The sequence below is a fragment of the Virgibacillus chiguensis genome (assembly GCF_900129865.1).
GTDB lineage: Bacteria > Bacillota > Bacilli > Bacillales > Amphibacillaceae > Virgibacillus > Virgibacillus chiguensis.
The window spans coordinates 61,081-84,554 of record NZ_FQXD01000013.1; the positions used below are offsets into that span (position 1 = coordinate 61,081).

27 protein-coding genes and 1 riboswitch are annotated in these 23,474 nt (G+C 36.2%); of the genes, 20 read left to right on the plus strand and 7 right to left on the minus strand.

Translation table 11 applies throughout. From position 1 onward, the window contains the following. Positions 1-308 precede the first annotated feature (308 nt). From BUB45_RS20225 to BUB45_RS14175, 10 genes are all read left to right on the plus strand, one after another. Positions 309-473, plus strand: a complete 165-nt coding sequence (locus tag BUB45_RS20225) for a hypothetical protein (RefSeq protein ID WP_212590778.1) — start codon at positions 309-311, stop codon at positions 471-473. Positions 474-572: 99 nt separating this feature from the next. Further along, positions 573-788, plus strand: coding sequence for an HTH domain-containing protein (locus tag BUB45_RS14135; RefSeq protein ID WP_073010917.1), 216 nt, complete (start codon positions 573-575; stop codon positions 786-788). A gap of 30 nt (positions 789-818) precedes the next feature. Next, positions 819-1,253: a universal stress protein gene (locus tag BUB45_RS14140; RefSeq protein ID WP_073010920.1), complete on the plus strand. Its 435-nt coding sequence runs from the start codon at positions 819-821 to the stop codon at positions 1,251-1,253. Positions 1,254-1,426: 173 nt separating this feature from the next. Further along, positions 1,427-2,353: a c-type cytochrome gene (locus tag BUB45_RS14145; RefSeq protein ID WP_073010925.1), complete on the plus strand. Its 927-nt coding sequence runs from the start codon at positions 1,427-1,429 to the stop codon at positions 2,351-2,353. A gap of 242 nt (positions 2,354-2,595) precedes the next feature. Beyond that, positions 2,596-3,411 (plus strand): sulfite exporter TauE/SafE family protein, encoded by an 816-nt coding sequence (locus tag BUB45_RS14150; protein WP_073010929.1) that lies wholly within the window; start codon positions 2,596-2,598, stop codon positions 3,409-3,411. A 14-nt stretch (positions 3,412-3,425) separates the two neighbouring features. Continuing rightward, on the plus strand, positions 3,426-4,823 hold the full coding sequence (locus BUB45_RS14155) for a bifunctional metallophosphatase/5'-nucleotidase (RefSeq protein WP_073010932.1): 1,398 nt from the start codon (positions 3,426-3,428) through the stop codon (positions 4,821-4,823). A gap of 220 nt (positions 4,824-5,043) precedes the next feature. Then, entirely contained in the window at positions 5,044-5,817 is a 774-nt protein-coding gene (gene yunB, locus BUB45_RS14160; RefSeq protein ID WP_073010935.1) for a sporulation protein YunB, read from the plus strand. A 46-nt stretch (positions 5,818-5,863) separates the two neighbouring features. Further along, positions 5,864-6,044, plus strand: a riboswitch (Lysine riboswitch). Positions 6,045-6,204: 160 nt separating this feature from the next. Then, positions 6,205-7,761, plus strand: coding sequence for a Na+/H+ antiporter NhaC family protein (locus BUB45_RS14165; RefSeq protein ID WP_073010938.1), 1,557 nt, complete (start codon positions 6,205-6,207; stop codon positions 7,759-7,761). Positions 7,762-8,074: 313 nt separating this feature from the next. Then, positions 8,075-9,604 (plus strand): sodium-dependent transporter, encoded by a 1,530-nt coding sequence (locus tag BUB45_RS14170; protein ID WP_073010940.1) that lies wholly within the window; start codon positions 8,075-8,077, stop codon positions 9,602-9,604. A gap of 1 nt (position 9,605) precedes the next feature. Continuing rightward, the gene (locus BUB45_RS14175; RefSeq protein WP_073010943.1) at positions 9,606-9,710 is read left to right on the plus strand and encodes a methionine/alanine import family NSS transporter small subunit; all 105 of its coding nucleotides are present in this window, start codon (positions 9,606-9,608) and stop codon (positions 9,708-9,710) included. A 186-nt stretch (positions 9,711-9,896) separates the two neighbouring features. Here the strand turns inward: BUB45_RS14175 and BUB45_RS14180 are convergent, their stop codons facing one another. Together BUB45_RS14180 and BUB45_RS14185 are read right to left on the minus strand one after the other, a co-directional pair. Further along, positions 9,897-10,802 carry a M23 family metallopeptidase gene (locus tag BUB45_RS14180; protein WP_073011092.1) on the minus strand — a complete coding sequence of 302 codons (906 nt, stop codon included), beginning with the start codon at positions 10,800-10,802 and terminating at the stop codon, positions 9,897-9,899. A gap of 351 nt (positions 10,803-11,153) precedes the next feature. Beyond that, positions 11,154-11,687, minus strand: a complete 534-nt coding sequence (locus tag BUB45_RS14185) for a YhcN/YlaJ family sporulation lipoprotein (protein WP_073010946.1) — start codon at positions 11,685-11,687, stop codon at positions 11,154-11,156. 134 nt (positions 11,688-11,821) lie between these two features. Here BUB45_RS14185 and BUB45_RS14190 point away from each other — a divergent pair, with 134 nt between their 5' ends. Next, positions 11,822-12,097 (plus strand): YutD family protein, encoded by a 276-nt coding sequence (locus tag BUB45_RS14190; protein ID WP_073010949.1) that lies wholly within the window; start codon positions 11,822-11,824, stop codon positions 12,095-12,097. An 11-nt stretch (positions 12,098-12,108) separates the two neighbouring features. Here BUB45_RS14190 and BUB45_RS14195 read toward each other — a convergent pair whose 3' ends face one another. Continuing rightward, on the minus strand, positions 12,109-12,363 hold the full coding sequence (locus BUB45_RS14195) for a hypothetical protein (RefSeq protein ID WP_073010952.1): 255 nt from the start codon (positions 12,361-12,363) through the stop codon (positions 12,109-12,111). Positions 12,364-12,479: 116 nt separating this feature from the next. Continuing rightward, positions 12,480-12,749: an SAV0927 family protein gene (locus BUB45_RS14200; RefSeq protein WP_073010955.1), complete on the minus strand. Its 270-nt coding sequence runs from the start codon at positions 12,747-12,749 to the stop codon at positions 12,480-12,482. 110 nt (positions 12,750-12,859) lie between these two features. Here BUB45_RS14200 and BUB45_RS14205 point away from each other — a divergent pair, with 110 nt between their 5' ends. Next, positions 12,860-13,312 (plus strand): DUF86 domain-containing protein, encoded by a 453-nt coding sequence (locus tag BUB45_RS14205; protein WP_073010958.1) that lies wholly within the window; start codon positions 12,860-12,862, stop codon positions 13,310-13,312. Positions 13,313-13,417: 105 nt separating this feature from the next. Next, the gene (locus BUB45_RS14210; RefSeq protein ID WP_073010960.1) at positions 13,418-14,194 is read left to right on the plus strand and encodes a TIGR01457 family HAD-type hydrolase; all 777 of its coding nucleotides are present in this window, start codon (positions 13,418-13,420) and stop codon (positions 14,192-14,194) included. 174 nt (positions 14,195-14,368) lie between these two features. On the opposite strand, the gene BUB45_RS14215 is transcribed toward BUB45_RS14210, so the two are convergent. Beyond that, positions 14,369-14,881 (minus strand): phosphatidylglycerophosphatase A family protein, encoded by a 513-nt coding sequence (locus BUB45_RS14215; protein WP_073010963.1) that lies wholly within the window; start codon positions 14,879-14,881, stop codon positions 14,369-14,371. 417 nt (positions 14,882-15,298) lie between these two features. Between BUB45_RS14215 and BUB45_RS14220 the strand changes: the two genes are divergently transcribed. Beyond that, positions 15,299-16,270: a protein kinase family protein gene (locus BUB45_RS14220; RefSeq protein ID WP_073010966.1), complete on the plus strand. Its 972-nt coding sequence runs from the start codon at positions 15,299-15,301 to the stop codon at positions 16,268-16,270. Between the two features lie 265 nt (positions 16,271-16,535). Next, positions 16,536-17,504 (plus strand): 2-hydroxyacid dehydrogenase, encoded by a 969-nt coding sequence (locus tag BUB45_RS14225; RefSeq protein ID WP_073010969.1) that lies wholly within the window; start codon positions 16,536-16,538, stop codon positions 17,502-17,504. A 212-nt stretch (positions 17,505-17,716) separates the two neighbouring features. On the opposite strand, the gene BUB45_RS14230 is transcribed toward BUB45_RS14225, so the two are convergent. Continuing rightward, positions 17,717-17,941 (minus strand): NifU family protein, encoded by a 225-nt coding sequence (locus BUB45_RS14230; RefSeq protein WP_073010972.1) that lies wholly within the window; start codon positions 17,939-17,941, stop codon positions 17,717-17,719. Between the two features lie 150 nt (positions 17,942-18,091). Between BUB45_RS14230 and BUB45_RS14235 the strand changes: the two genes are divergently transcribed. The 3 genes from BUB45_RS14235 (at position 18,092) to BUB45_RS14245 (ending at position 19,866) form a co-directional block, all read left to right on the plus strand. Beyond that, a complete protein-coding gene (locus tag BUB45_RS14235) occupies positions 18,092-18,424 on the plus strand; it encodes a YuzD family protein (RefSeq protein WP_073010975.1) in 333 nt (110 codons plus the stop codon). 6 nt (positions 18,425-18,430) lie between these two features. Beyond that, positions 18,431-19,303 (plus strand): diaminopimelate epimerase, encoded by an 873-nt coding sequence (gene dapF, locus BUB45_RS14240; RefSeq protein WP_073010978.1) that lies wholly within the window; start codon positions 18,431-18,433, stop codon positions 19,301-19,303. A gap of 206 nt (positions 19,304-19,509) precedes the next feature. Next, entirely contained in the window at positions 19,510-19,866 is a 357-nt protein-coding gene (locus BUB45_RS14245) for a HesB/IscA family protein (RefSeq protein ID WP_073010981.1), read from the plus strand. Positions 19,867-19,937: 71 nt separating this feature from the next. Here the strand turns inward: BUB45_RS14245 and BUB45_RS14250 are convergent, their stop codons facing one another. Continuing rightward, complete coding sequence (locus BUB45_RS14250; RefSeq protein ID WP_073010984.1) at positions 19,938-20,924, minus strand: NAD(P)/FAD-dependent oxidoreductase; 987 nt, start codon at positions 20,922-20,924, stop codon at positions 19,938-19,940. A gap of 534 nt (positions 20,925-21,458) precedes the next feature. Here BUB45_RS14250 and BUB45_RS14255 point away from each other — a divergent pair. After that, positions 21,459-22,691: an NAD(P)/FAD-dependent oxidoreductase gene (locus BUB45_RS14255; RefSeq protein WP_342068360.1), complete on the plus strand. Its 1,233-nt coding sequence runs from the start codon at positions 21,459-21,461 to the stop codon at positions 22,689-22,691. 424 nt (positions 22,692-23,115) lie between these two features. Further along, positions 23,116-23,427: a YuiB family protein gene (locus BUB45_RS14260; protein WP_073010990.1), complete on the plus strand. Its 312-nt coding sequence runs from the start codon at positions 23,116-23,118 to the stop codon at positions 23,425-23,427. The last annotated feature ends 47 nt before the right edge of the window (positions 23,428-23,474 follow it).

A 23,474-nucleotide genomic window follows, 5' to 3' on the forward strand; every position in this document is an offset into this window, starting at 1 on the left:
ATGGAGTGAAGAACCTCTAGTAGCTTAGACTGAAAAGTTACTAGAGGTTTTTTAATTTCTATAGGAAAGCATAAATGTAAAGTTTATAATTCTTACCTGTTTTATTTCATTTGTAAGGAAATATGAAAAAATTTCCGAAAGAGGGGATAGTAATAGACTTAATAGCAAATATTAACATGGTTAATATTAGTGTTCTACTATTTTCGAATAGAATATTTTACCTAATACTTGTACTATAGGATATATAGAGGGAGTATAAAATTTTGGGGTTTATAGGATAAGGAAAACAAAGTCTTTCTCCATAATACTTGGCGACAAGCCAAGTATTTCTAAAAGATAGCACAGCTAATGGCGATTTTGGGCCATTTAGATTGTTTAAAAAAGCATTAAAAATGGCACATAGATGTTTATGGGTGCTCGATTGCGAAAGACTTGGCTTATTGCCAAGTCTTTCGCAATCAATTGCAGTTTAAATTGCAATTGCTAAACCAAAGATTGCAATTTAAACTGCAATGATTTGGTCTTGGTAGCTAAACTAGGGACTTTGTATAATATAAATGAGGTGAAGATAGATGAATAATCGCGCGCGAGATATTGTTTTATTTTTTATTGAAAATGATCATTTTTTTACGGTCCATGCACTTACGCAACACTTTTCTGTAAGTCAACGTACTATTTACAATGACTTAATGGACATTATATTTAGTGTTTACTTTTGGATACTTATAGGTTTCGGCAATGATTTTGTTAAAGATAACCATTATATATGTTATGATGAAACTAGGTAGAAAATGTTAGCTAAGGGGGAGTAGCATAGTATGAGTGCAAATATTCTAGTAGCTTATGACGGTTCAGAATTAAGTAGAAAAGCAGTAGAGGAAGCAAAAAAGCAGGCTAAGCTTGTTGATGATGCAACAGTGCATGCAGTAACTGTCATTACTCACGCTGGGCCAACAGCTAATGCGGCACTTGCTCGCAGTTTTATGGGTGATATGGCAGAAGAAATTCGTCCATCAATGGAAAGGATACGAGAAGAATTTGAAGAAGAAGGCATTCATTGTAAATCGGAAGTGTTGTTAGATTATTCTTTTCGTAATCCAAGCTCTCAAATTGTAGAGTATGCAAAAGAAAATAATATAGAATTGATTATTTTAGGTAGTAGAGGACTGGGTGGAGTAGGTCGACTTCTGTTAGGAAGTGTCAGTAGTCAAATTGTTCAACATGCAGCGTGTAAAGTACTTATTGTAAAATAGAGTAAATGGTGGAGCAAGGGAATAATCCCTTGCTTTTTACATTTGCAATGTCAATATTTTTGCTCACAAAATAAGGGAAATGTTAACTTTGTGAAAACGTTTTCTTAAATAGCATTATGTATCCTGCATATATGTTACGCTTAAAGTGACTAGATGAACAGGGGGGATACATAATGATGAGAAGTAGAATAAAATGGCTGTTGTTCATGTCACTTGGAATGTTTTTAATTTTATTTACAGCGTGTAGTAATAGCGAGGCAGAAAACAATGAGAAAACAGGAGAACAAGAGGGAGAGTTAGCGTATAATCCCCCTTCTATGGAGGAGTTAGATGCGGATGATCCGATGACTTCTTACATTCAAAAAGGCGAAAAAATATTTAACGAGACGAACACTGTATTATCGGAAAGAGTAGGGAATGAATTATCCTGTGCAAGCTGTCACGCGGATGGTGGGGTAGCTCCTTCCTCTAGTATGGTAGGTGTGACGACACAATTTCCGCAGTATAGACCAAGAGAAGGCGTAGCGTTTACAATTGAAGACAGAATTAATGGATGTATGATAAGAAGTATGAATGGGCAGAAAATGGATTATGATAGTGAAGAAATGCGTGCGCTTACAGCTTACTTAACGTATATTTCAGAAGGGGTTGAAACGGGTGAAGAAATCCCGTGGCGGATGCAAAATACGATGGAGGAAATTCCTGAGCCTAATGTAACCAGGGGAGAAGAATTATACGAGCAAAAAAATTGTTTGAGTTGTCATGCCACTGATGGTTCTGGAACCGGAGCAACAACTGGACCAGCCTTGTGGGGAGATAATTCATTTAATGATGGAGCGGGTATGAGTAGACTGAGTAAAATGTCTGGGTATTTAAAAAATAATATGCCTCCAAATAAAGACGACACGTTAACAGATCAAGAAGCAGCGGATATTGCAGCTTTTCTGTTATCAAAAGAGCGACCAGAGTGGAAAGGACATGACTCAGATTGGCCAAATGGAGGAAGACCTTCTGATGTCATAAATAAAGAACGTAGAGAAAAAATTCGTGAAGGCACATTTAATTGGGCTGATATTGAGAATGTTATTCCTGCTAAATAATGCATGAGAGCTGTATTTACTTTATCCCAAAGTATAATTACAGCTCTTTTAAATGCGTTTATATTTATGCAAGATAGGCTATTATAGGCTGTACTCCCATTATAAGAAGGGCATACCCGAGCTAATTATACAAGATGAAAGTTTCTCTTTCTAAAAATCAGTGCTAGGATAGAGAAAGGAAAAGCTTTTTACACTGGCTATCGTCAGAAGAAAATGGCGATATGTAGAAGAAGGGATCAAAAATGGTATTCATTCTTTGTTTAGCAATAGGGATAATAACAGCGCTGGTTGGTGCTTTGATGGGATTAGGTGGAGGACTTATTCTTATTCCAAGCTTACTGGGGTTACATCAATTTGTAGATGCATTCGCGTGGGCAACGCCTCAAGCTGTAGTTGGAATCTCGCTTGTAGCAATGGTATTCACAGCATTATCTTCAACAATTGCTTATGTAAAAACAAAACGAATTGATTATAAAGCAGGCTTGTGGCTTATTTCAGGGAGTATTCCTGGAAGTGTTTTTGGCTCTTGGCTCAACAAGTTTATGGATACAGAGTCGTTTTTATTTTACTTTGGAATCGTTATGATCGCAGTGTCCATGTTATTTTTTATGAAACGAAAGATAACCTCGCAAGTTGAACCCCAAAATAAAGGTTTACGGAGCTTTTATATAGACGGTAAAACGTATTATTATCATTTTTCGGCTTGGATAGCGTTTGTGTTGTCGCTAGTTGTAGGGATTCTTTCCGGCTTGTTTGGTATTGGTGGTGGATCAATCATGGTTCCCGCTATGATTCTTTTATTTGGTATACCTGCGCATGTAGCTACGGCGACATCTATGTTTATGATTTTATTTATTAGTCTAATTGGAGCTAGCACACATATTACGCTTGGTCATTTGGAATGGCAATATGCGCTATTCTTCATTCCAGGAGCATGGATTGGTGGAAAATTAGGAGCCATGATCAATCAACGCTTGACTGGAAAAGCGCTTGAATGGATTTTGCGCATTTTATTAATTATAATTGGAATTCGAATGATTTTTCAAGGGCTGTCATAAGGAGTATTTGTAAAATGGAAGAACAAATCTATTTTTATTATACGAACGATTTACATAGTAAGTTTGATCATTGGTCCCAAGTATCGTATTTTTTAAAGCAGTCGAAACGGCGTTGTGAAGTTACAGGGGAATCGTGCTGGACGGTAGATATTGGTGATCATATGGACAGAGTACATCCAATAGCAGAAGCATTTAAGGGGCAAGCAAATACTGCTTTATTAAATGAAGCTGGTTACGATATCGTTACACTTGGTAACAATGAGGGGATTACTATTTCTCATGATGAGCTCCATGCATTATATGATGAGGCGAAATTCACAGTGGTTTGTGGTAATTTGCATGATACGATTGGAAAATCACCAAGCTGGCTACAGTCTTATACAATAGTAACTTCAAAACAAGGAGTCAAAATTGCTGTGTTAGGACTTACTGCCCCTTTTAATGCGTATTATGAGTTGTTGGGGTGGCATGTTTCCCCGCCTTTAGAACAGTTGGAGCACTTATTAGATACTGTGAACCGTGAAGCGGACATCATTATCGTTTTATCTCACTTAGGATATAGTGAGGATTGTGAAATAGCACGTCGGTTTCCAAATATTGATGTAATTATAGGTGGGCATACGCATCATTTGTTGAAAAATGGTGAACGTGTGAATAATAGCCTTCTTACTGCTGCAGGAAAAAATTGTTATTATGTTGGAGAAGTAATTTTAACATGGGATCATAAGCAAGGTAAATTAAAAAACAAACAGGCACACACGACAAATATTAGCCATTTGCCAAAAGACCTAGATACAGAAGAGTTGCTAGTAGCGTATGAAGAGCAAGCAAAAAATAGATTGGCGGAACCAGTTGTTCAATTATCCAGCTGTTTAGAAGTGAATTGGCGCAAAGTAACTCCAATTTTACAAGCTTTAACAGCAGCGCTAAAAGAGCAGACAAATGCTGATTTTGCTATGCTGAATGCGGGTGTATTACTAGAAAGCTTGCCTAAAGGAGTTGTCACATACGGCGACATTCACCGTATTTGTCCACATCCGATAAATACATGTGTCGTTGAATTAACTGGAAGTGAAATAGTAGAAGCTATCCGTTCTTCTTTAACAGAAGAATTTATGGAATTTCAGTTAAAAGGGTTTGGTTTTCGCGGGAAAATGATAGGAAGAATGGCTTTTTCAGGTTTAACACCACAATTAGAAAAATTAAAGGATGGAGCTGTATTTGTTAAACAAGTATGTCAAACAAGGGACGTTCCATTACAGCCGAATCAAATGTATACATTGGCTACCGCTGATACGTTTACGTTTGGAAGGTTAATACCGGAAATTGCACGTTCGAAAATGAAAAAATACTATTTGCCAGCATTTCTGCGGGATATATTGGCGCAAACTTTAAGACGTATGTATGGGTGATGTTTTTAGCATTCCACCAGTCTGGGAAGCTCCTGCTTGAAGAAAGCCTGTATAGTAGGAGGTAACACTATTTAAGTTTTATTCCTTCTTTAATAATTCGTGGGGAAGAAAAGAAACGCTCTCGAATGCAAGATATACTTTATATGAAACATGGAATGATAGAATTATTCATTCTAAACCTCCTTCAGCATACATAGACTTGCTTTGAGGAGGTTTTTTGATGAAAAAGCGACCAAGAAGGAAATTACGAACAGACTCCCCTTTGAAAATAATATTATTGTTGACGACAATTGCTTTTGTTATTTTGACCTCCCTTAGTATTTTAATTGTTGATAAGGGGATAACTCCTCCTCTGATGGAGATTGCAAATCAAAAAACGAGAGAATTTGCTACGAGGACGATCAATGAAGCAGTGAAGTCGACGGAAAATATTAGCTTTGATGATTTAATGGAAGTTAATTCAGAAAACGATGTCTCTATTGTCGGATGGAAATCTGCTGCTGTAAATCGTGCACTTCGAGCGGCTACCAAACGAGCAGAATACTTTTTGTACGGTATGAATAAAGGGCAAACATTGGATACTGAAGATCCTGACATGCCTCCACAAGATTATGGAGATACAGCAAATGAGTTAGCTGATAAAGACCCTACAGTTGTTGAGATTCCAATAGGTCAAGCTACTGGTAGCACGATCTTAGCAAATCTAGGGCCTAAAATACCGGTTCATTTTGAAATTGTTGGTAGTATTCAATCAGATGTGGAATATATTATGAAAGACTTTGGGATCAATGCTGCATTAATAGAAATATATATACCAGTGACAGTAAATGCACAAATTGTTGTACCGTTTAGTACGGAGTCAGCAGAAATTCGTACGAAGGTATATGTAGATTCTCGCGTAATTATGGGCGATGTTCCACAATTTTACGGAGGTGATGGTGAAAACGCACCTAACATTTCCGTTCCCAAAGATGACTTGAATCGAGACAATTAAAATGTTATAATTACTTTCATAAATAGAATATGAAACCTTATCAGATCGGTGAGGTAGAGGTGCAGTGTATAAGAGTAGTCTATTGGAGGATGATAACAATGAAGATAGATGAAAGGATATATTGCCGAAGCAGTATGTAAGGGTCGCACTTCGTATTGCTGGTATGCTTTTGAATAAGAGGTATACTGTCATGCAGTAAGCAACATGCATGGAGAACTACTGATCGAAATGGAGGATAACGTATATTGTAAAGACAATGGTAGGTTATTTTCTATCATTGTCTTTTTCTATGTTTTAACTTAAAAACTTCAATTCACTTATCCCCTCTCTCCTTGAACAGTATGTTTCCTTGCTCGATTGCAACCAATTTTTATGGAGGTAACCGAAATGGAAGGAACAATTTTTTCGCTTATTCCAGCAGTCTTGATGCTGGTACTAGTTCTCTTGACGAGAAATGTTTTATTATCTTTAGGAACTGGAATTGTAGTAGGCGCTCTACTTATCCATAATTTTTCTGTTTTAGATTCATTCCACGAGATTTGGACACAGTTTTATACCATATTTGTCTCTGATGGAGGGTTAAATACTGGGAATATCCTATTGCTATCATTTTTAATATTATTAGGCATGATGACTGCTTTTTTACAAGCGTCTGGAGGAAGCAAAGCCTTTGGTGATTGGATGATAAAAAAAGTAAAAACTCGCTCTGGAGCTCAGGGAATGAGTGCATTCTTAGGGTTAATTATATTTATAGATGATTATTTTAACAGTTTGGCCGTTGGTCAAATTGCCCGCCCGCTTACAGATCGACATAAAGTTTCTCGAGCTAAATTGGCCTATATTATTGACTCGACATCTGCGCCTGTCACAGTCATATCTCCTATTTCTAGCTGGGGAGCATATATCATTGGAATTATGGGTGGTTTATTTGCTGCCAATGGAATTACATCATTGGAGCCTTTGGAAGCTTTTGTTAAAATGATTCCCTATAATTTATATGCAATCGCAGCAGTTTTAGCGGTTTTTTTAGTTGCTTATTTAAAAGTAGATATTGGGCCAATGCGAAAACATGAAAAACGTGCAATGGAAACAGGTGAATTAATTGATCCGAAACAGGATAATGTACCGGGAGATTTAAGTGACACGTTTACAGCACATCAAAATGGGAGAATTTATCATCTTTTATTACCTATCGGTGTACTTATTATAGCAACAGTGTCTTCCATGATTATTACTGGTGCAATGGCTACAGAAGATAACATTAATTTACTGACTATATTTGCAAACACTAACGTAAACTTATCCTTGTTTACTGGTGGCGTAATCGCAGTATTAACATCCTTTTTGTTTCATCTTAGCCAGCAAAAACCGAGAAATTCAAGCTTAAAGATTGTTTTAGAAGGTGCCAAAACAATGATGCCGGCAATTTATATCCTACTCTTGGCTTGGATGATTGGATCTATTATTGGTGTTTTGGAAACGGGTGAATATTTAGCTGGTATCGTAAATGATGCCTCGATAAACCCTGCTTTATTACCATTTTTGTTTTTCATAATTGCTGGTTTTATGGCACTTGCAACAGGAACATCTTGGGGAACGTTTGGAATCATGTTACCGATTGCTGCGGAAGTAACAAGTATTACAAATATGGAAATGCTATTACCATCTATGGCCGCGGTATTAGCTGGTGCTGTCTTTGGAGATCATTGTACACCGATATCGGATACAACTATTCTGTCAGCTACGGGAGCAGGAGCGAATCATATTGACCATGTGATGACACAACTTCCCTACGCTTTCATTTCTGCTTTAGCTGCATCTATTGGTTACATTTTAGTCGGACTTACAAATCAAGTGTTACTGCCACTAGTAGTGACACTATCCATTATTATTGCCTTTGCTACCATTATTCATTTTGTGAGAAAAACAAAAACCATACAATAAGTGTATGAAAGTGAAAAGCCTCTAAGGTTTTGCTGCTAAGAAATCAAAAGCTTCTTAGTATAAAGCCGAAGGAGGTTTTTTGCATTATAGGAAAGCATAAAAGTTTAAAGATTTATGGTTAGTATTATTTCTCAACATATCGACTGGTTATTTTTAGTGTATCTCTTAAGTACTCCATATAATGATCATAAATATTTTTTGACATATGCATGAAGTGCCGTTATAATACAAACATAAATATCTGAAAAAACTAAACTTTTAAAAGATTTCTTCTTTCTAATTTTTTAGACAGAAGAAAGGAGGGAGAAAAGATATGGAAACACGTTCGCAGTGGGGAACAAGAGCAGGGTTTATTATGGCGGCAATTGGATCAGCTGTGGGATTAGGAAACATTTGGCGTTTTCCTGCTGAAGCTTATGGCAATGGTGGAGGAGCCTTCTTTATTCCATATTTATTTGCATTATTAACTGCTGGTATCCCTATCTTAATCATGGAATTTACGATGGGGCATAAATACCGCGGTTCTGCTCCATTAACGTTTCGGAAAATGAATAAGAAAACCGAATTTATTGGCTGGTGGGCAGTGTTGGTGGCGTTTGTAATTTCTACTTATTATTCTGTTATTATTGCCTGGGCAATATCATATGCCTATTTTTCTATCAATTTGTCCTGGGGGACGGATACAGAAGGGTTTTTATTTAATGATTATTTAAAAACGGTTGATCCGGGTCAAATGGGGAATTTAGTTCCAGGGGTATTTATTCCATTAATTTTAGTCTGGATTGTTGTTTTATTTATCTTGTTCCGCGGTGTGAAAAAAGGAATTGAAATTGCGAATCGGATTTTTATTCCAACATTAGCTATTATATTTTTAATTATTGTTATTCGCGCGGTGACATTGGATGGAGCACTCCAAGGTTTGCAAGCCTTTTTCGAACCAGATTTTACTAGTATTTTTTCAGGTGAAGTATGGGTCGCTGCCTACGGGCAAATATTCTTTAGTTTATCAATCGCATTTGCAATTATGATTACGTACTCAAGTTATTTGCCTAACAAATCAGATATAACAAACAATGCATTTATTACTGGGTTTGGAAACTCTAGTTTTGAATTACTTGCAGGAATAGGCGTCTTTTCGGTACTTGGATTTATGGCAAGTCAATCGGGGGTAGCTGTAGATGAAGTTGTTTCTAGTGGTGTCGGTCTTGCGTTTGTTGTTTTTCCAGCCATTATTAATGAGTTCCCAGGCTTAAATGGGTTGTTCGGTTTCTTGTTTTTTGCATCTTTGGTATTAGCTGGGTTAACATCGTTAATGTCCATTTCGGAAACATACATTGCTGGCATATCTGATAAGTTTAATATATCCCGTGGAAAAGCAGTCCTGTTTGGAGGGGGAATAGCTGCTTTTATTTCACTAGTTTATGCAACACAAGGTGGCTTGTTTTTCCTTGATACGGCAGACTATTTTATTAATCAATTCGGTGTAGCAATGCTTGGTTTAGTAGAAGTTGTATTAATTGCTTGGATACTTCGCCAGGTGAAAAATTTGAAAAACCATGCCGATGAATTATCTGATATTAAGTTAGGTTGGTGGTTCCCAGTTAGTTTAAATGTTATTACACCAATTGTATTAGGATATATGATGTTCGATCTATTACGGTTAAATATATTGAAGTTATTTGATACACAAACAGGTAATTATGAGGGTTATTCTGATACATTTATTTTATTTGGAGGTTGGTCGGTTGCTGCCGTTGCACTAATTATAGGTGTCTTTATGGCTGCTACAAAATGGCGTTCAAAAGAGGCTAAAGGTTATTCGGATCAAAGGGAGGCTAAATGATATGAGTACTAGTGCTATCTTTGTCATGATCTTAGGAATGGTAATTATTTGGGGAGGGCTTGCAGCAAGTATTACTTATGCTGTAAGAAAATCAAAACAAAAATAAAAGCGGATAAAATAAGAGTTTGCAATTAATAAAAACTTGTTTTGAAACAAGGGCCTTATCAAACCCTCTATTCGAGAAGATTAAATCATGTAAATATAAAAAACAGACGTTATATGGAAAATGCCAGCAATACAAAGCGATGTAGCTTTGTATTGCTGGCATTTTAAACGTATATCATTTATCTTTTTATTTTGTCATGCGTTCCCATTTTTTTAAGTACGGATATGGATCAAAAGACCATTCACTATACCCATTATCTTTATACATACCATAGTGTAAATGCGGTGGGAATTTTCCTGAAGTTCCAGGTGGCCCATAACCAGTGGAACCGACTCCTCCAAGCACATCACCTGGCTTCACAACTTTCCCTACTTTAATGTCATCTTCATAACCACTCATGTGAGCATAATAATGGTAAATATTATATATATCTCTTATTCCAATGCGCCAACCACCGTATAAGTTCCACCCCATCATTTCAACGACTCCATAAGTGGTTGACTTCACAGGAGTACCATAATCGGCAAAAATATCTGTTCCTTCATGAATTCTTAAGCCACCAAAGCCTCTTTTATCTCCCCATGTACTGCGATAGCTATAATTATAAGATGTAGACACGGGAAAATCTCGTTCAATTAACTGAATGTCTTGAAATCTTTTAAAGACTTTAGCTGTATTCATAATGGTTTGGACAGTTAAATCTCGGTTATAGTAATTCCAAAGAGCAATCTTAATATCATCTTTTGTTTGTCCGTACTGCAAAATATAGTTTCCCATTGTATAAAGAACATCTTCAGGATTGGTTGGGTCAGCTATTTGATCGCCGTTGCCATCTTTTCCATAACCATTAAAAAAATGTATGAGTCGTTCATCATTAATCATTGCTGCATTACCAAGGCCAAACCAAGCTTCTGTAGGAAATTCAATAGAAACTGCTTGTTCATCATCAGCATCTTTTTTTGCGTTTCGTTCATAGTTATCAATGGCAGCAAAATAATACCATGGAATTTGTGTTACTGCTTCTGTTTTTTTAAATAATGCCATTCTTTTTTTATAAATAGAATTACTATCTGCTTTTGTAAGTGTAGGCATAAGTATAATGGAAAGTGTACATAATAAAAACGTTATAACAATACGGTTGATAGACAATTTTTTCACCCTTTTGATCCACGATAGGAAGTATAAAAATTTATGGATTGTAGTAGTGTTTCAACACTTATCTTTTTGCATTTTAAACTTGTTATTGGCTTTAACTTTTCCTACAATCCTCTTTTATATACAAAATTAGCTGAAAGAATATTTTTATCCTTCCAAGCGTTTTAGCGGAGAAAGTTTGATGGATGGTTATTTAAAGGCTAGCCATCGTCTAGCAAGCAATGATGTGGCTTTCTATAGTGTAAAATAAGGACAAACGGTTGGACGTTTGCCTCATTCTACAAAAGTTTATTTTGAATTTTTCATTTCTTTAATGATGTTATTAATGGTGTTGTCGTAGTCGTCTTCAGTAGTCGTTGAATTATGCAAACTTTGAATGTCATTAATTAAGTTCGTGTTATCAGTAGAATAGATATTAAAGTATCTTGGCAAGATGGAAGCAGCAGTTTTCTCTGCCATTTGAGATGCTTTTTCTTTATCGAAATCATCTGCCTTTTCATAGGCAATGAGTACTTCTTCATCTGTTACTAACGTAGCAGCTTCTTTAAAAGCATCTGATCTTAACATACTACGAGTAATCATATCAGCCATCTTTGTACGGTCTATACGCATGGAGTGCTGCTTTTCTTTATCATTATCAATTTGTTCTTTTGAATAACGAACATAGCCCAGTCTGTTATTTGAATCATTATCCGCAGGAGCTTCTTTATTTGGGTCAAGTTGGTTTTGTATACGTTCTCTTTCATTTGTAGCAGTATCATTATCCATACAGCCAGTGGCTAAAAAGAGAACGGATAGACCAATGGGAATTATCCTTTTCATTGTTTACCCTCCATTCTTTTAAAAGATCATTATTAGTTTGTTTATTCTAACGGAAATCATAACTGTTTTTTTCTGGAGCGTTTAGGTAAAAGGTGTTAAACTGAGAAGATACCGATGTTAAAGGGGAATCGAGTATGGTTGAACTATTTGGAAAAACATATGAGTTGATTGAAGATCATAAAGCTGGGTTTCAGGAAAGTGTTGTAAAGGAGAGGTATTCTGATATTTTAGCTAAATATGATTATATTGTTGGTGATTGGGGATATGATCAATTACGGCTAAAAGGTTTTTATGATAATAGGCACGTGAAAGTTCCAGTAGATACTAAAATTGATACATTGGATGATTACCTATATGAGTATTGTAATTTTGGTTGCGCTTATTTTGTATTAAAAAAAATGGAGCAGTAGTAAAAGCCTCTCTACTGCTCTTTTTCATCATGAATAATATGAGAGCCTGGCGCCTTTCTAGGGACGTTTTCATGCTGTTTGCGATCTGGATAAACAAAGGCGCTATCTCTATGCTGTCCTTCTTCCCATGAAGTTGATTTCCCTTCCACAGCTGTATCGCTATGGATAGGAGAGCCAAAAGCCCCTTCTGGAAATTCTTCGGGTATTAAACGATCATGGGAATGCTTTACATTTGAAAAGTCACTATAGTTTTTTTTCTTAACCATGTTTTTTCACCTTCTTCATTGTAAACGCAAGTTATTATTAGTGTTACCCTATGTGTATAGCTTCTACGCTTAACAATTTAAGGTAAAAATATATTGTAGTTATTTATACTTTTGCTTCACAGAATATCTTGTAAAAAGTGGCGAATCTCATCCGCCTCCATGTTGGCTTCGTTAAATGTATGTTCGATCACACCTTTATTGTGCAAATCTTGTTTATCAATCGATAAGCATCGGTTTTTTCGCATGTTTATAATCAGCTTTTTGTTTACGTCTTCATGATCATCTAAAATAGCTAAATCATAACGTTGTAACTGCCCCATAAAGCTGACATACCGCACATCTTTTCCTACTGTCTCATCCTTAATTACTTCATAATTTTTGCCCATCATATCCCCCCATTTTAAAAATAATATTTTCCCAACTATATCATGTTTTACTTCATATTCCTACAGAATATGGTATGATAAAATTGTAATTCTTGATGGAGGGGTGACCAATGTATTTTGTTGATCGAGAGAAGCTGGAGTCGATTTTACAGTATATGGATCAGTTAAATGGTATATTGGAAATGGACCGTCTACACTCTTTAGAAGAAAAGTTAAGCTTGGAACGAGCAGTACATGTTTACATTGAGTCTGTACTTGATGTAGGAAATATGATGATTGACGGATTTATTATGCGTGATCCAGGTAGTTACCACGATATTATTGACATTTTATTGGACGAAAAGGTACTGCCAACTGAACAGGAGCGTGCATATAAAGAATTAATTACGCTAAGGAGAATGTTGATTTCCGACTATGCGCAAGTGGATCATAAAAAAATGGTTCAAGTAATGCAAACCTATCTTAAAGATTACAAACAGTTTGCAACATATATTCGCAAATATATTAATGAAGAACATCAGCAAGTTACTCACGCGTTTTCAAATGATACTTCAAAACAATAAACGAATTAATAAACAGCTAGTGTGTTGTTTATTAGCACGATGGAAAAGTAAAAACATTAGTATAAAGAAAGCGTCTATTTAATAATGAGGAGAGTACTAACTACCATGACTAAAGCATATCAAGGCTATTTAATCGATTTAGACGGAACAATGTATCAAGGAGATGAAGCTATTCCGTTTGCGTCTGATTTTGTAAAAGCATTACAGGAAAAACAACTCCCTTATGTTTTTGTAACGAATAATTCTTCCAAAACACAGCAAGATGTAGCGATGAAACTTAAAAAGTTAGATATTCCAGCAGAACCTAAGCAAATTGTTACTACAAGTTTAGCCACTGCTTCTTATATTACAGAAAATTACGGACAATCTCGTTGTTACGTTATTGGTGAAGAAGGGATACATAAAGCATTACAGGAAGAAGGGCATACCATTACAGAAACGGAAAATTGCGACGTCGTTGTTATAGGAATTGACCGTAATATTACGTACGAAAAGCTGGCTAAAGCTAGCATAGCCGTTCGTAACGGTGCAACATTCATTTCGACAAATGGCGACAAGGCTATTCCTAACGAACGTGGTTTATTACCAGGAAATGGGTCTTTAACGGCTGTTATTTCTATTTGTACTGGTGTTGATCCTGTGTTCATCGGCAAGCCTGAGGCAGTTATTATGAAAGAAGCATTGCACGTGCTCGGTTTAAAAGCAGATGAGGCATTAATGGTTGGAGATAATTATGCAACAGACATTCAGGCGGGCATCCAAGCAGGTATAGATACCTTAATGGTTTTTACAGGGGTGACGCCATTTTTAGAGTATGAACAACTACCTGTTAAACCTACTCATTATGTACACAATCTCAAAGAATGGTTGGAAAAGCTATAATCGTAGAAAAAGCTCGTTTAATAAATTCCAGCTATTTTTAGATAGAAATATGGCGAGCCTTCGAAACGCTGTTAGCTTGGAGGCTCGCTAATTTCCATGTAGACCTATCAATCTTGGTTTACGTTGGTAAAAATACTACGCTTACTATATTTATTACTGCAATGTGATTATGATTTAATCATCAAGCAGTATATCTTCACCCGTTCCATGCGCCAAACGGCTGGAGGCCGCTGCTGCAATAGCCCCTACAATATCATCTAAAAAAGTATGGCATTCTCTAGTAGATTTATCATTTAATTTTTTTAAGATACCTGGCTTTTGTTTGTCAATATATCCATAATTAGTAAATCCAATGGAACCATAAACATTGACAATAGATAATGCAATTACTTCGTCAACACCATATAAACTTTCATCTGTATCAATTGTTCTTTGTAAAGGCTGCTCCAATTGTTTTTTTTCTGCTAGAACATCTAATTGAATTCCAGTTAAAATGGCATTTTGCACTTCTCGTTTTTTAAGTACACGGTCAACATTATGCCTGCATACATCAAGTGTTAAATTCTCGTGATATTTAGATTGCAAGTAATATACCAGTTCTGCAATGTCATCTAAAGATACGCCTCGTTCCGTTAACCACTGTCTGGCTTTCTCTTCTAACTCACTTCGATCTGTTTTTGCATCCATTTTTAAATCATCCTTTCTAATTTTAGTTAAAATTAGCTAACCTAGATCATAAACTGTTATAAAAAGCATATGCCTTTCTTAAGAGATAAGAAAGTATAAAATTTGATGCTATGGCGTAACCAAATAACCGAATGGGCCCCGTCCGGGTTCAGCGCCCATCAACTAGGCGACTTCGCGAAATCGCCCTACGATAAGTCATCATCGGTTCGTTCTAAATTGCCGGAGGGCGCCGGCATACTCCTGTTGCAGGAGCATGATTCCTAAAACTTTCGTTGATTCGTTCCAGTCGCTGCGTTGCTAACAGGGCGCCCCGAGCCTTTGTTCTACTATAGAAAAAATAACACATTAATCATATCAACTGTGTCTTTCTGAACGAACAAATTGCTTTATAGAAAGCCCAGTGAAGGAGGTATACATGTGCAGGTTAGTGATTGGCTTTATGAGAACTATAAAATTCATCCAGAAACGAAACGATGGATTGCGGGTAAGGAATGTTATCAAGCGAGTCAATATGTATATTTTATCACTTCTATCGATAACAATGAAATTATACATATGGAACAAGCGGTAGTTGCTTACTATTTAGCAGAAAACGGCTATTCACATATGGCTATTCCAATCCCTAATCACCAAGGGGGTTGGCTAACGTCTTACGAAGATGTAAGCTATATGGTAGTTAAAGGGCTTGCTTCAAGAACTGAAACCCAAGCTACTAACGGTTCCCTATTAGCGCAATTTCATCAAATTGGTAGCCTATATCATTATGAACCACAAGCAATTTCCAGTTATGGACAGTGGAAGCAATTATGGATAGATAAATTAAGCTGGATAGAAAGCAATGTTGAAAAAGCAGCTCAAGCAGGAGCAACGAATTATTATCGTTTAGTTATGGATATCCTCCCATATCTTATTGGCCTTAGTGAAAATGCAATTCAGTACATTGGTGAAAGTGAGCAAGAATTACGCTATCATGAATCAGATCAAGGCACGATATCCTTTCGTCGGTATATAAATCAATTGCAACAACCTCTAATGTGGCCGATGGAGTTAGTATATGACCATCCAGCACGGGATATTGCTGAGTTTTTACGACAACTATTTCTTCAACCTCATCCAGATGAAGCTGTTATCCACTTTTTGCAAGATTATCAAAAAAACCGGCCTGTTTCCATCTTTTTCTGGAGGTTAGTGTATGCAAGGCTGTTGTTTCCAATTCATTTATACGATTGTTTAGAGCAAAATTTATCCACAGTTCAGGATAAAGGGTACGAACAATTAAAAGATTTAGTACAGCTTCAAGATAGGTATGAAGCAAATGTTAGTCGGTTTTTTGAGTGGGCAGAACTTGACTGTGATTTTTTACAGGTACCTATGTTAGACTGGTTGTGACAGATTCATGATAAAAGCATCCTGTATATAGGTACTGCAAGACTTCCTCTATGTGTTCACAAAACGAGGGGTGGGGATGAAACTATCCCCATTGATTGTTTGATTTTATCTACTAGCCGAGAATACTATTGGCTTGGTTAGGGTTACGGAATAGCTTGGTACATCAGAGAAACTGGTGTATTTGGTGTATGCCACCAAATATCCAGTAGCTTTTAGTCGAGAGGTTCTAGAGAGAAGATGTTCCAGATGTATTGGAGGAGAAAGAGTGAAAAAGCCATATGTATACGTAACCAGAAAAATTCCGGCTGCATTGTTAGCGCCATATAAGGATGATTTTACTTTTAACTATTGGGAAAGAGAAGAAACTTCCGTGCCTAGAGAAGAATTAACTAAACAAATAAAGAAAGCTGATGCTCTTATTTGTATGGTGGGCGATGCTATTGATAAATCTATATTAGAAGAAGCGAACCAACTAAAAATTATTGCTAATTTGGCTGTAGGGTATGATAACATTGATTTAGAAGCGGCTAAGTCAAAAGACATCGTTGTGACCAATACACCAGATGTTTTAACGGAGACAACTGCCGATTTAGGGTTTGCTTTACTTTTAGCTACCGCAAGACGGTTAATGGAGGCTAATGACTATATTAGGCAAGGTAAATGGAAAGAATGGTCCCCTTACTTATTAGCTGGTGCTGATGTACATCAAAAAACAATTGGTATTGTCGGAATGGGGAGAATTGGCAGAGCGTTAGCCAGAAGAGCGCAAGGTTTTGGAATGAAAATTATGTATCACAACCGTTCTAGAAATTTAGTAGCAGAAAGCGAGTTAGGGACCACATATGCTAGCTTTTCTGATTTATTAAAAACGGCCGATTTTGTTGTGTCTGTTGTACCATTGTCAAGTGAAACTGAAAATATGTTCGACAGTCAAGCTTTTCAATTAATGAAAAAAGATGCTCTGTTTATTAATATTTCTAGAGGGGGAGTAGTGAATGAAGAAGCACTATTGCAAGCCCTGCAAAATGGAGACATTCAAGCGGCTGGCTTAGACGTTTTTAAAGAGGAACCAATTTCAAAAGATCATCCTCTGTTACAATTACCAAATGTTGTTGCATTGCCACATATCGGTTCAGCAAGTATGGAAACGAGAACAAGCATGTGGAACCTTAGCTTAGAAAATGTTGCTGCTGTACTGCGTGGGAGTGCACCAAAAACGCCTGTATCTCAGTAATAAACGATGGACATTAAACTTAGCGCTTGGACCTTCTTATCCAAGCGCTAGGTTTACTATACAAAAGTATAAAGCGATGCACGTTATAGTATAAGACCATAAAGTTTTGACGAAAGTCGCGTTTTTCTAATAGTTTACAATTAGCATTTTGCCACTTGTTACAATTTAAGAAATAAGAAACCAAAGTTTCTTTTTGTACGTTATTGAAGTGTTTAAAATACTTGTTCGATTTCAGTGACGCCGGGAACTTCAGCCATAAGTGCCCGTTCAATTCCTGCTTTTAAAGTAATGGTTGAGCTAGGGCAATTTCCGCAAGCACCCATGAGACGAAGAAGCACAATGCCATTTTCATCAACATCAATTAGTTCCACATCGCCACCATCACGCAGCAAGAATGGACGTAATTTATTTAATACTTCCTGTACTTGTTCATGCATTATCCATCTTCTCCTTTCTTACTATTTATTATAAAACGATTATGGTAAAAAATCTATGAACATTTAACGAAGCGATAATCAATATTATTTTAACTTTGATTCGACTTTTTGTAAAATAAAAGATATCAATGTATAGAACGGAGGGTAGGGATGAGTAAAATCCATATTACGGTTTACGGAGCAGAGCAGGTTTGTGCTAGTTGTGTTGGTGCTCCCAGCTCGAAAGATACGTATGAATGGCTACAAGCAGCGTTAGGGCGTAAATATGATACAGAGTTTATCATATATGAGTATGTAGATATCAAAAACCCGCCGCCTGTAGAGAAACATCAACAATTTGCGGAACGTATTATAGAGAAAGATTTATTTTATCCCGTCGTTTTTATTAATGATGAATTGGTAGTTGAAGGAATTCCAAGGTTAAAAACAATTTACCGAGCGTTGGACCAATATGAATTGCCTTTACAACCAGCAAAGAAATGAGGACAGATGATGCAGATACCATTTACTAAAATGCATGGCTTAGGAAATAATTATATATACCTTGATTTTTTTCAACATACTATAGCGGAAGAGAAATTATCAGAATTAGCAAAAACTATCTCCAATGTGCATACAGGAATTGGTTCGGATGGGCTAATTATTATTCATCCAAGTGAAGTAGCTGATGTTGGTATGCGTATATTTAATAAGGATGGTTCTGAAGGACAAAGCTGTGGAAATGGTTTGAGATGTACAGCGAAGTATGCGTACGAACAAGGAATAGTTGCAGAAAAGCAATTTCAAATTGAAACGAAAGCAAATAAGGTTGTAGCTGAAGTGCAAGTGATAAATGGAAAAGTCGACCACGTTACGATAAATATGGGGAAGCCACATCTTAAGCGTGAACTTATTCCGATGCAAGGGGAACCAAAAACAAAAGTCATTGCGGAGCGGTTTGAAATTCAAGGAGAAGTGTTAGAGTTAACCGCACTTTCTATGGGGAACCCACATGCGGTATTTATAGTAGAGCAAGTCTCTAAGAAGCAAGTGTCTCAACTTGGCCCGTTAGTAGAAAAGGATCCACGCTTTCCGCAAGGGGTCAATGTAGAATTTATTGAAATCCTTTCTCCAAACGAAATAAATTTCAGTGTCTGGGAAAGGGGCTCTGGTATAACACAAGCTTGTGGCACAGGGGCTTGTGCTGCTGTTGTGGCAGGGATATTAAATGATCGTTTAGAACGAAATGAATCTGTGAAAGTGCATTTGCCAGGAGGAGATTTGGATATTACGTGGGATAATGATGGTGATGTTTGGATGACAGGAGGCGCAGAGTTAATTGCTACAGGCTTTTATGAAGCGGCACATTTATCCAAAGTATAGCTTTAAAGCCTGCCTCTTACTTGTTGGAGAAGCGTTCCCATCATTATAATGTGGATTTTCCATCAGAGCGATCAGTAATATTGAATGGTTAATAATATAGATGTATAATGAAAATACGCAGTATGCCTAGAAAGCCTTCGTTTTTCTTATCTATAATCCAAAAAATTTTATACTATCCTATAGTGAAAAAAGGAGTGAACTGTGCAATGACATTGACGATTACAGACAATGCTAAACAGCAAATTGTAGAGATGATGAAAGAAGAATCAGAAGGAGTCTATCTTCGCTTTGGTGTGCAAGGCGGTGGCTGTAGCGGTCTATCTTATGCCCTTGGTTTTGAATATGATATTAATGATGAGTTAGATACAACAGAAGAAATAAATGGTATTTCCGTAGTAATTAATAATCAAGATATACCAATCATAGAAGGTACAACGATAGATTTTAAACAGAATATGATGGGTGGGGGATTCAGTATAGATAACCCAAATGCTATCGTATCTTGTGGTTGCGGTTCTTCATTTAGAACAAAAGATAAGGTTGGTACGCCTGGTGATTGTTAATATAAAAGCTGAAACCGTGAAAGAAGGTTTCAGCTTTTAACTCTAATTAGGGAGAATTTGTTTTACCCTCATTAAAACATGCTTGTTGAATGTTTTGGCTGAATTCTAGCGTTAGGATCAATGTAGTGTTTAGCATTATTAATAGCAGTTGGTCCTTCTCCAAATCCAGTGGCAATTAAGTTCACTTTCCCATCGTAAGTGCAAATATCTCCCGCTGCATAAATGCCAGGGATATTCGTCTCCATTTTCGAATTTACTACAATACTATTTTTCTCTATCTCAAGCCCCCAGTTTTTAATGGGACCAAGAGAAGAAATAAAGCCATAATTACATAACACTGCATCCACTTCTAATTCCACCTTGCGTTCTCCTTTAACCTCTTCCAAAATAACTTGGTTAATTCGATCGTCTGCAACAATGCTACTTGGAACAAAAGGGGTCAGAATATCAACGTTAGAAGCGTGTAATTTTTCAACACTATGTTCATGGGCGCGAAATTTTTCACGGCGATGAGCGAGGGTGACTTTCTTAGCGATCGGTTCGAGCATTAACGCCCAGTCAACAGCAGAATCTCCCCCGCCAAGTAATAGCACATGCTGGTCTTTATATTGGTTCATATCCTTGACATGATAATGTAAGTTAATCCCCTCATATTGTTCACAATGATCTATATTAAGTTTACGCGGTTGAAATGCACCATTACCAGCAGTGATAATCATTGTCTTTGTGTAATGAATATCATTTTTATGTGAAGTTAATTTTAATGTCCCATCATCAAGTCTTTCCACTTGTTCAATTGCTTGCTCCAATACAATTTCAGGATGAAATAAGTTAGCTTGTTCTTCTAAGTTATCAATAAGCTCCTGAGCTCTTATTTTGGGGAAGCCAGCAATATCATATATATATTTTTCTGGATAAAGAGCAGTTAACTGTCCTCCAGTATGTGGTAAACTTTCAATGATTTTTACAGTTGCTTGGCGCATTCCGCCGTAAAAAGCGGTAAATAATCCGACAGGCCCTGCACCAATGATGGTTACATCGTATACCTCATTTGTCATTATAATCCCTCCGTTCAAAATAAACATGACGACATCTTTTATAGTACCATATCTTTATTATAATAGAATACAAATGTACTCAAACCGAATAACCCCATTATTGTAATTTTAATAATCTAATTATTATGTATTTTTAGTGTGAGGTTGAAAAGGATACATAAACAGGCTACTATAACAAAGGGACTATTTTACGATTGTGTGACAATGAAATGAAAATTTGTTTACACTAGTATACCATCACGGCTCATAAAGGCTCATCGAGCTTCAGAAATCTATTTTAAATGAGAGTAAGTTTTTCGTTTATAGAATAAGTAAAATGAGTTTAGCTATAAAGATTTACTGATAAGCTAAGTTTTACTAAGCAATTTATCTACAACAGCAAAGAATATGATAGACTAAGAATAAAGCTTTATGATTGCTTAGGGCTGTGTACTATATGGATACATTACCGATAGTATTGTGGAATAATTAGTTAAGTTATTCGTTCTCAAGTGAAACAGGTCACAATTTTCAGCTAGGGAGTAAATGGAAGTGATGAATATGGAAAAAAAAAGCATAGTTATTCTAGGTGCTGGTTATGGTGGAATGATGACTGTGACCAAAATACAAAAATCTTTACGCACTGAAGAGGCAGAAATAACTTTAGTAAACATAAATGAATACCATTATCAAACAACATGGCTTCACCAGAATGCTGTAGGAACAGTGAATGATGATCGAACGAAAATACCTATTAAAGATGTTATTAATCCTCAAAAGGTAACGTTTATTCAAGATAAGGTTTTATCAATTCAACCAAAAGATAAAAAAGTGATTTTAGAAAACAGAATACTTCATTACGATGTACTAGTTATTGCTCTTGGATTTGAAGTAGAAACTTTTGATGTACCTGGCTTAGAAACATATGCTTATACGATAAATAATATAGAGAAAGCTCGTGAACTTCGGCAGCACATTGAAGATAATTTTTCCTTGTTTGTAAAGGAAGAAAAGAAAAATCTTTCACGATTAACCTTTGTTATTGGTGGCGGCGGTTTTACAGGCGTAGAGTTTTTAGGTGAGCTTGCAGATCGTGTATCCGAACTTTGTAAAAAATATAACGTTGACAAGCAATTGGTGCGGATCATTAATATTGAAGCTACTCCGACAATTTTACCTGAATTTGATGAACAGTTAGTAGAATATGCTATGAACTCTCTGGAAGCACGTGGTGTTGAATTTATTACTGGGGCAACCTTTAAAGAATGTACCCCAACGAGTGTGTTATTTGAGAAATATGGTATGCAAACAAAGATATCTACGCATACGATAGTATGGGCTGCTGGAGTAAAGGCGAATTCAATTATAAAAGAATCAGATTTCACAACAAATAAAGGTAAAATAGAAGTGAATAATGATATGCGATCACCAGAATATGATAATGTATTTGTCATCGGAGATTGTGCATTAATTATGGATTTTGAAAAAGGCAAGCCATATCCACCTACTGCTCAAATCGCTATTCAAGAATCAGAAGCTGTAGCTTATAATATAAGAGCATATATACGAAATGAAGAAATGGAAGGCTTTAAACCGAATATTCTCGGTACCGTTGCTTCTTTAGGAAGTCGAGATGCAATTGGAATTATATTTAAGAACAAGAAGGTTTTAGGTTGGAAAGCGACCATATTGAAAAAAATAATTGATAACCGCTATTTGTTTAAGCTTGGTGGGCTCCGTTTATTGGTAAAAAAAGGGAAATTCACTATATTTCCGCGTGCTAAATAATAAATGTTAACATTATATTTATTATATCTTTTATACTATAGGAAAGCTTAAAGGTTTAGTATAAGAAGGTGTTAGGCTCCCGCTTCAAATTAGAAGGTTTATTGCTTTATTATGCGAAGTGGGGGGTAACAACAACACCTATTGTAAGACCGCCTTTAGGTCGTCCCTTGCATAAAAAGGAAGTATGACATTTTCAGGTTTATAGTATAATAGAATCGACATCGTTTTCCTAATATTCAAAATAGATTTGCCTTATTTTAATTACTTTTTTGTGCTAGAAAAAAATGAAAGTGATAAACGGTATAGATTCTTTTGTCTTCATTTAAGAATGTTAGCTTTGCTTTTTTTTCTATATCCTTTAAAATGATGGGGAAGATATGATTAAGTAAAGATTAAAAAGGGGATTGGAAGGGAGCAACAAAGTTTGATTCAATTAGTAGTGTCTATCTTATTATATTTCGTTATATTCTTTGGTATCGCTTTTATTTTAAATATGCTTCTTCGAACGACTTGGTTAATGGCTTTTATTTATCCATTTGTCGTTATTATTATTGTGGATAATACTGCGACATGGAATTATTTCACAAATACAAGTGAGACGTTTACCAAGTTAACTACTCGACTTACAGAACTTACTGCAGTTGATATCTCTATTTTAGCTGCTGGTTTTGTAGGGACAATTGTATCCGGTCTTGTGATACGTTTACTTAGGAAGAGTGGATACCAAATGTTTTAAGGTTAGCTAGAATATCATCCGTAGTCAACATAGAAAACAAACTAGTA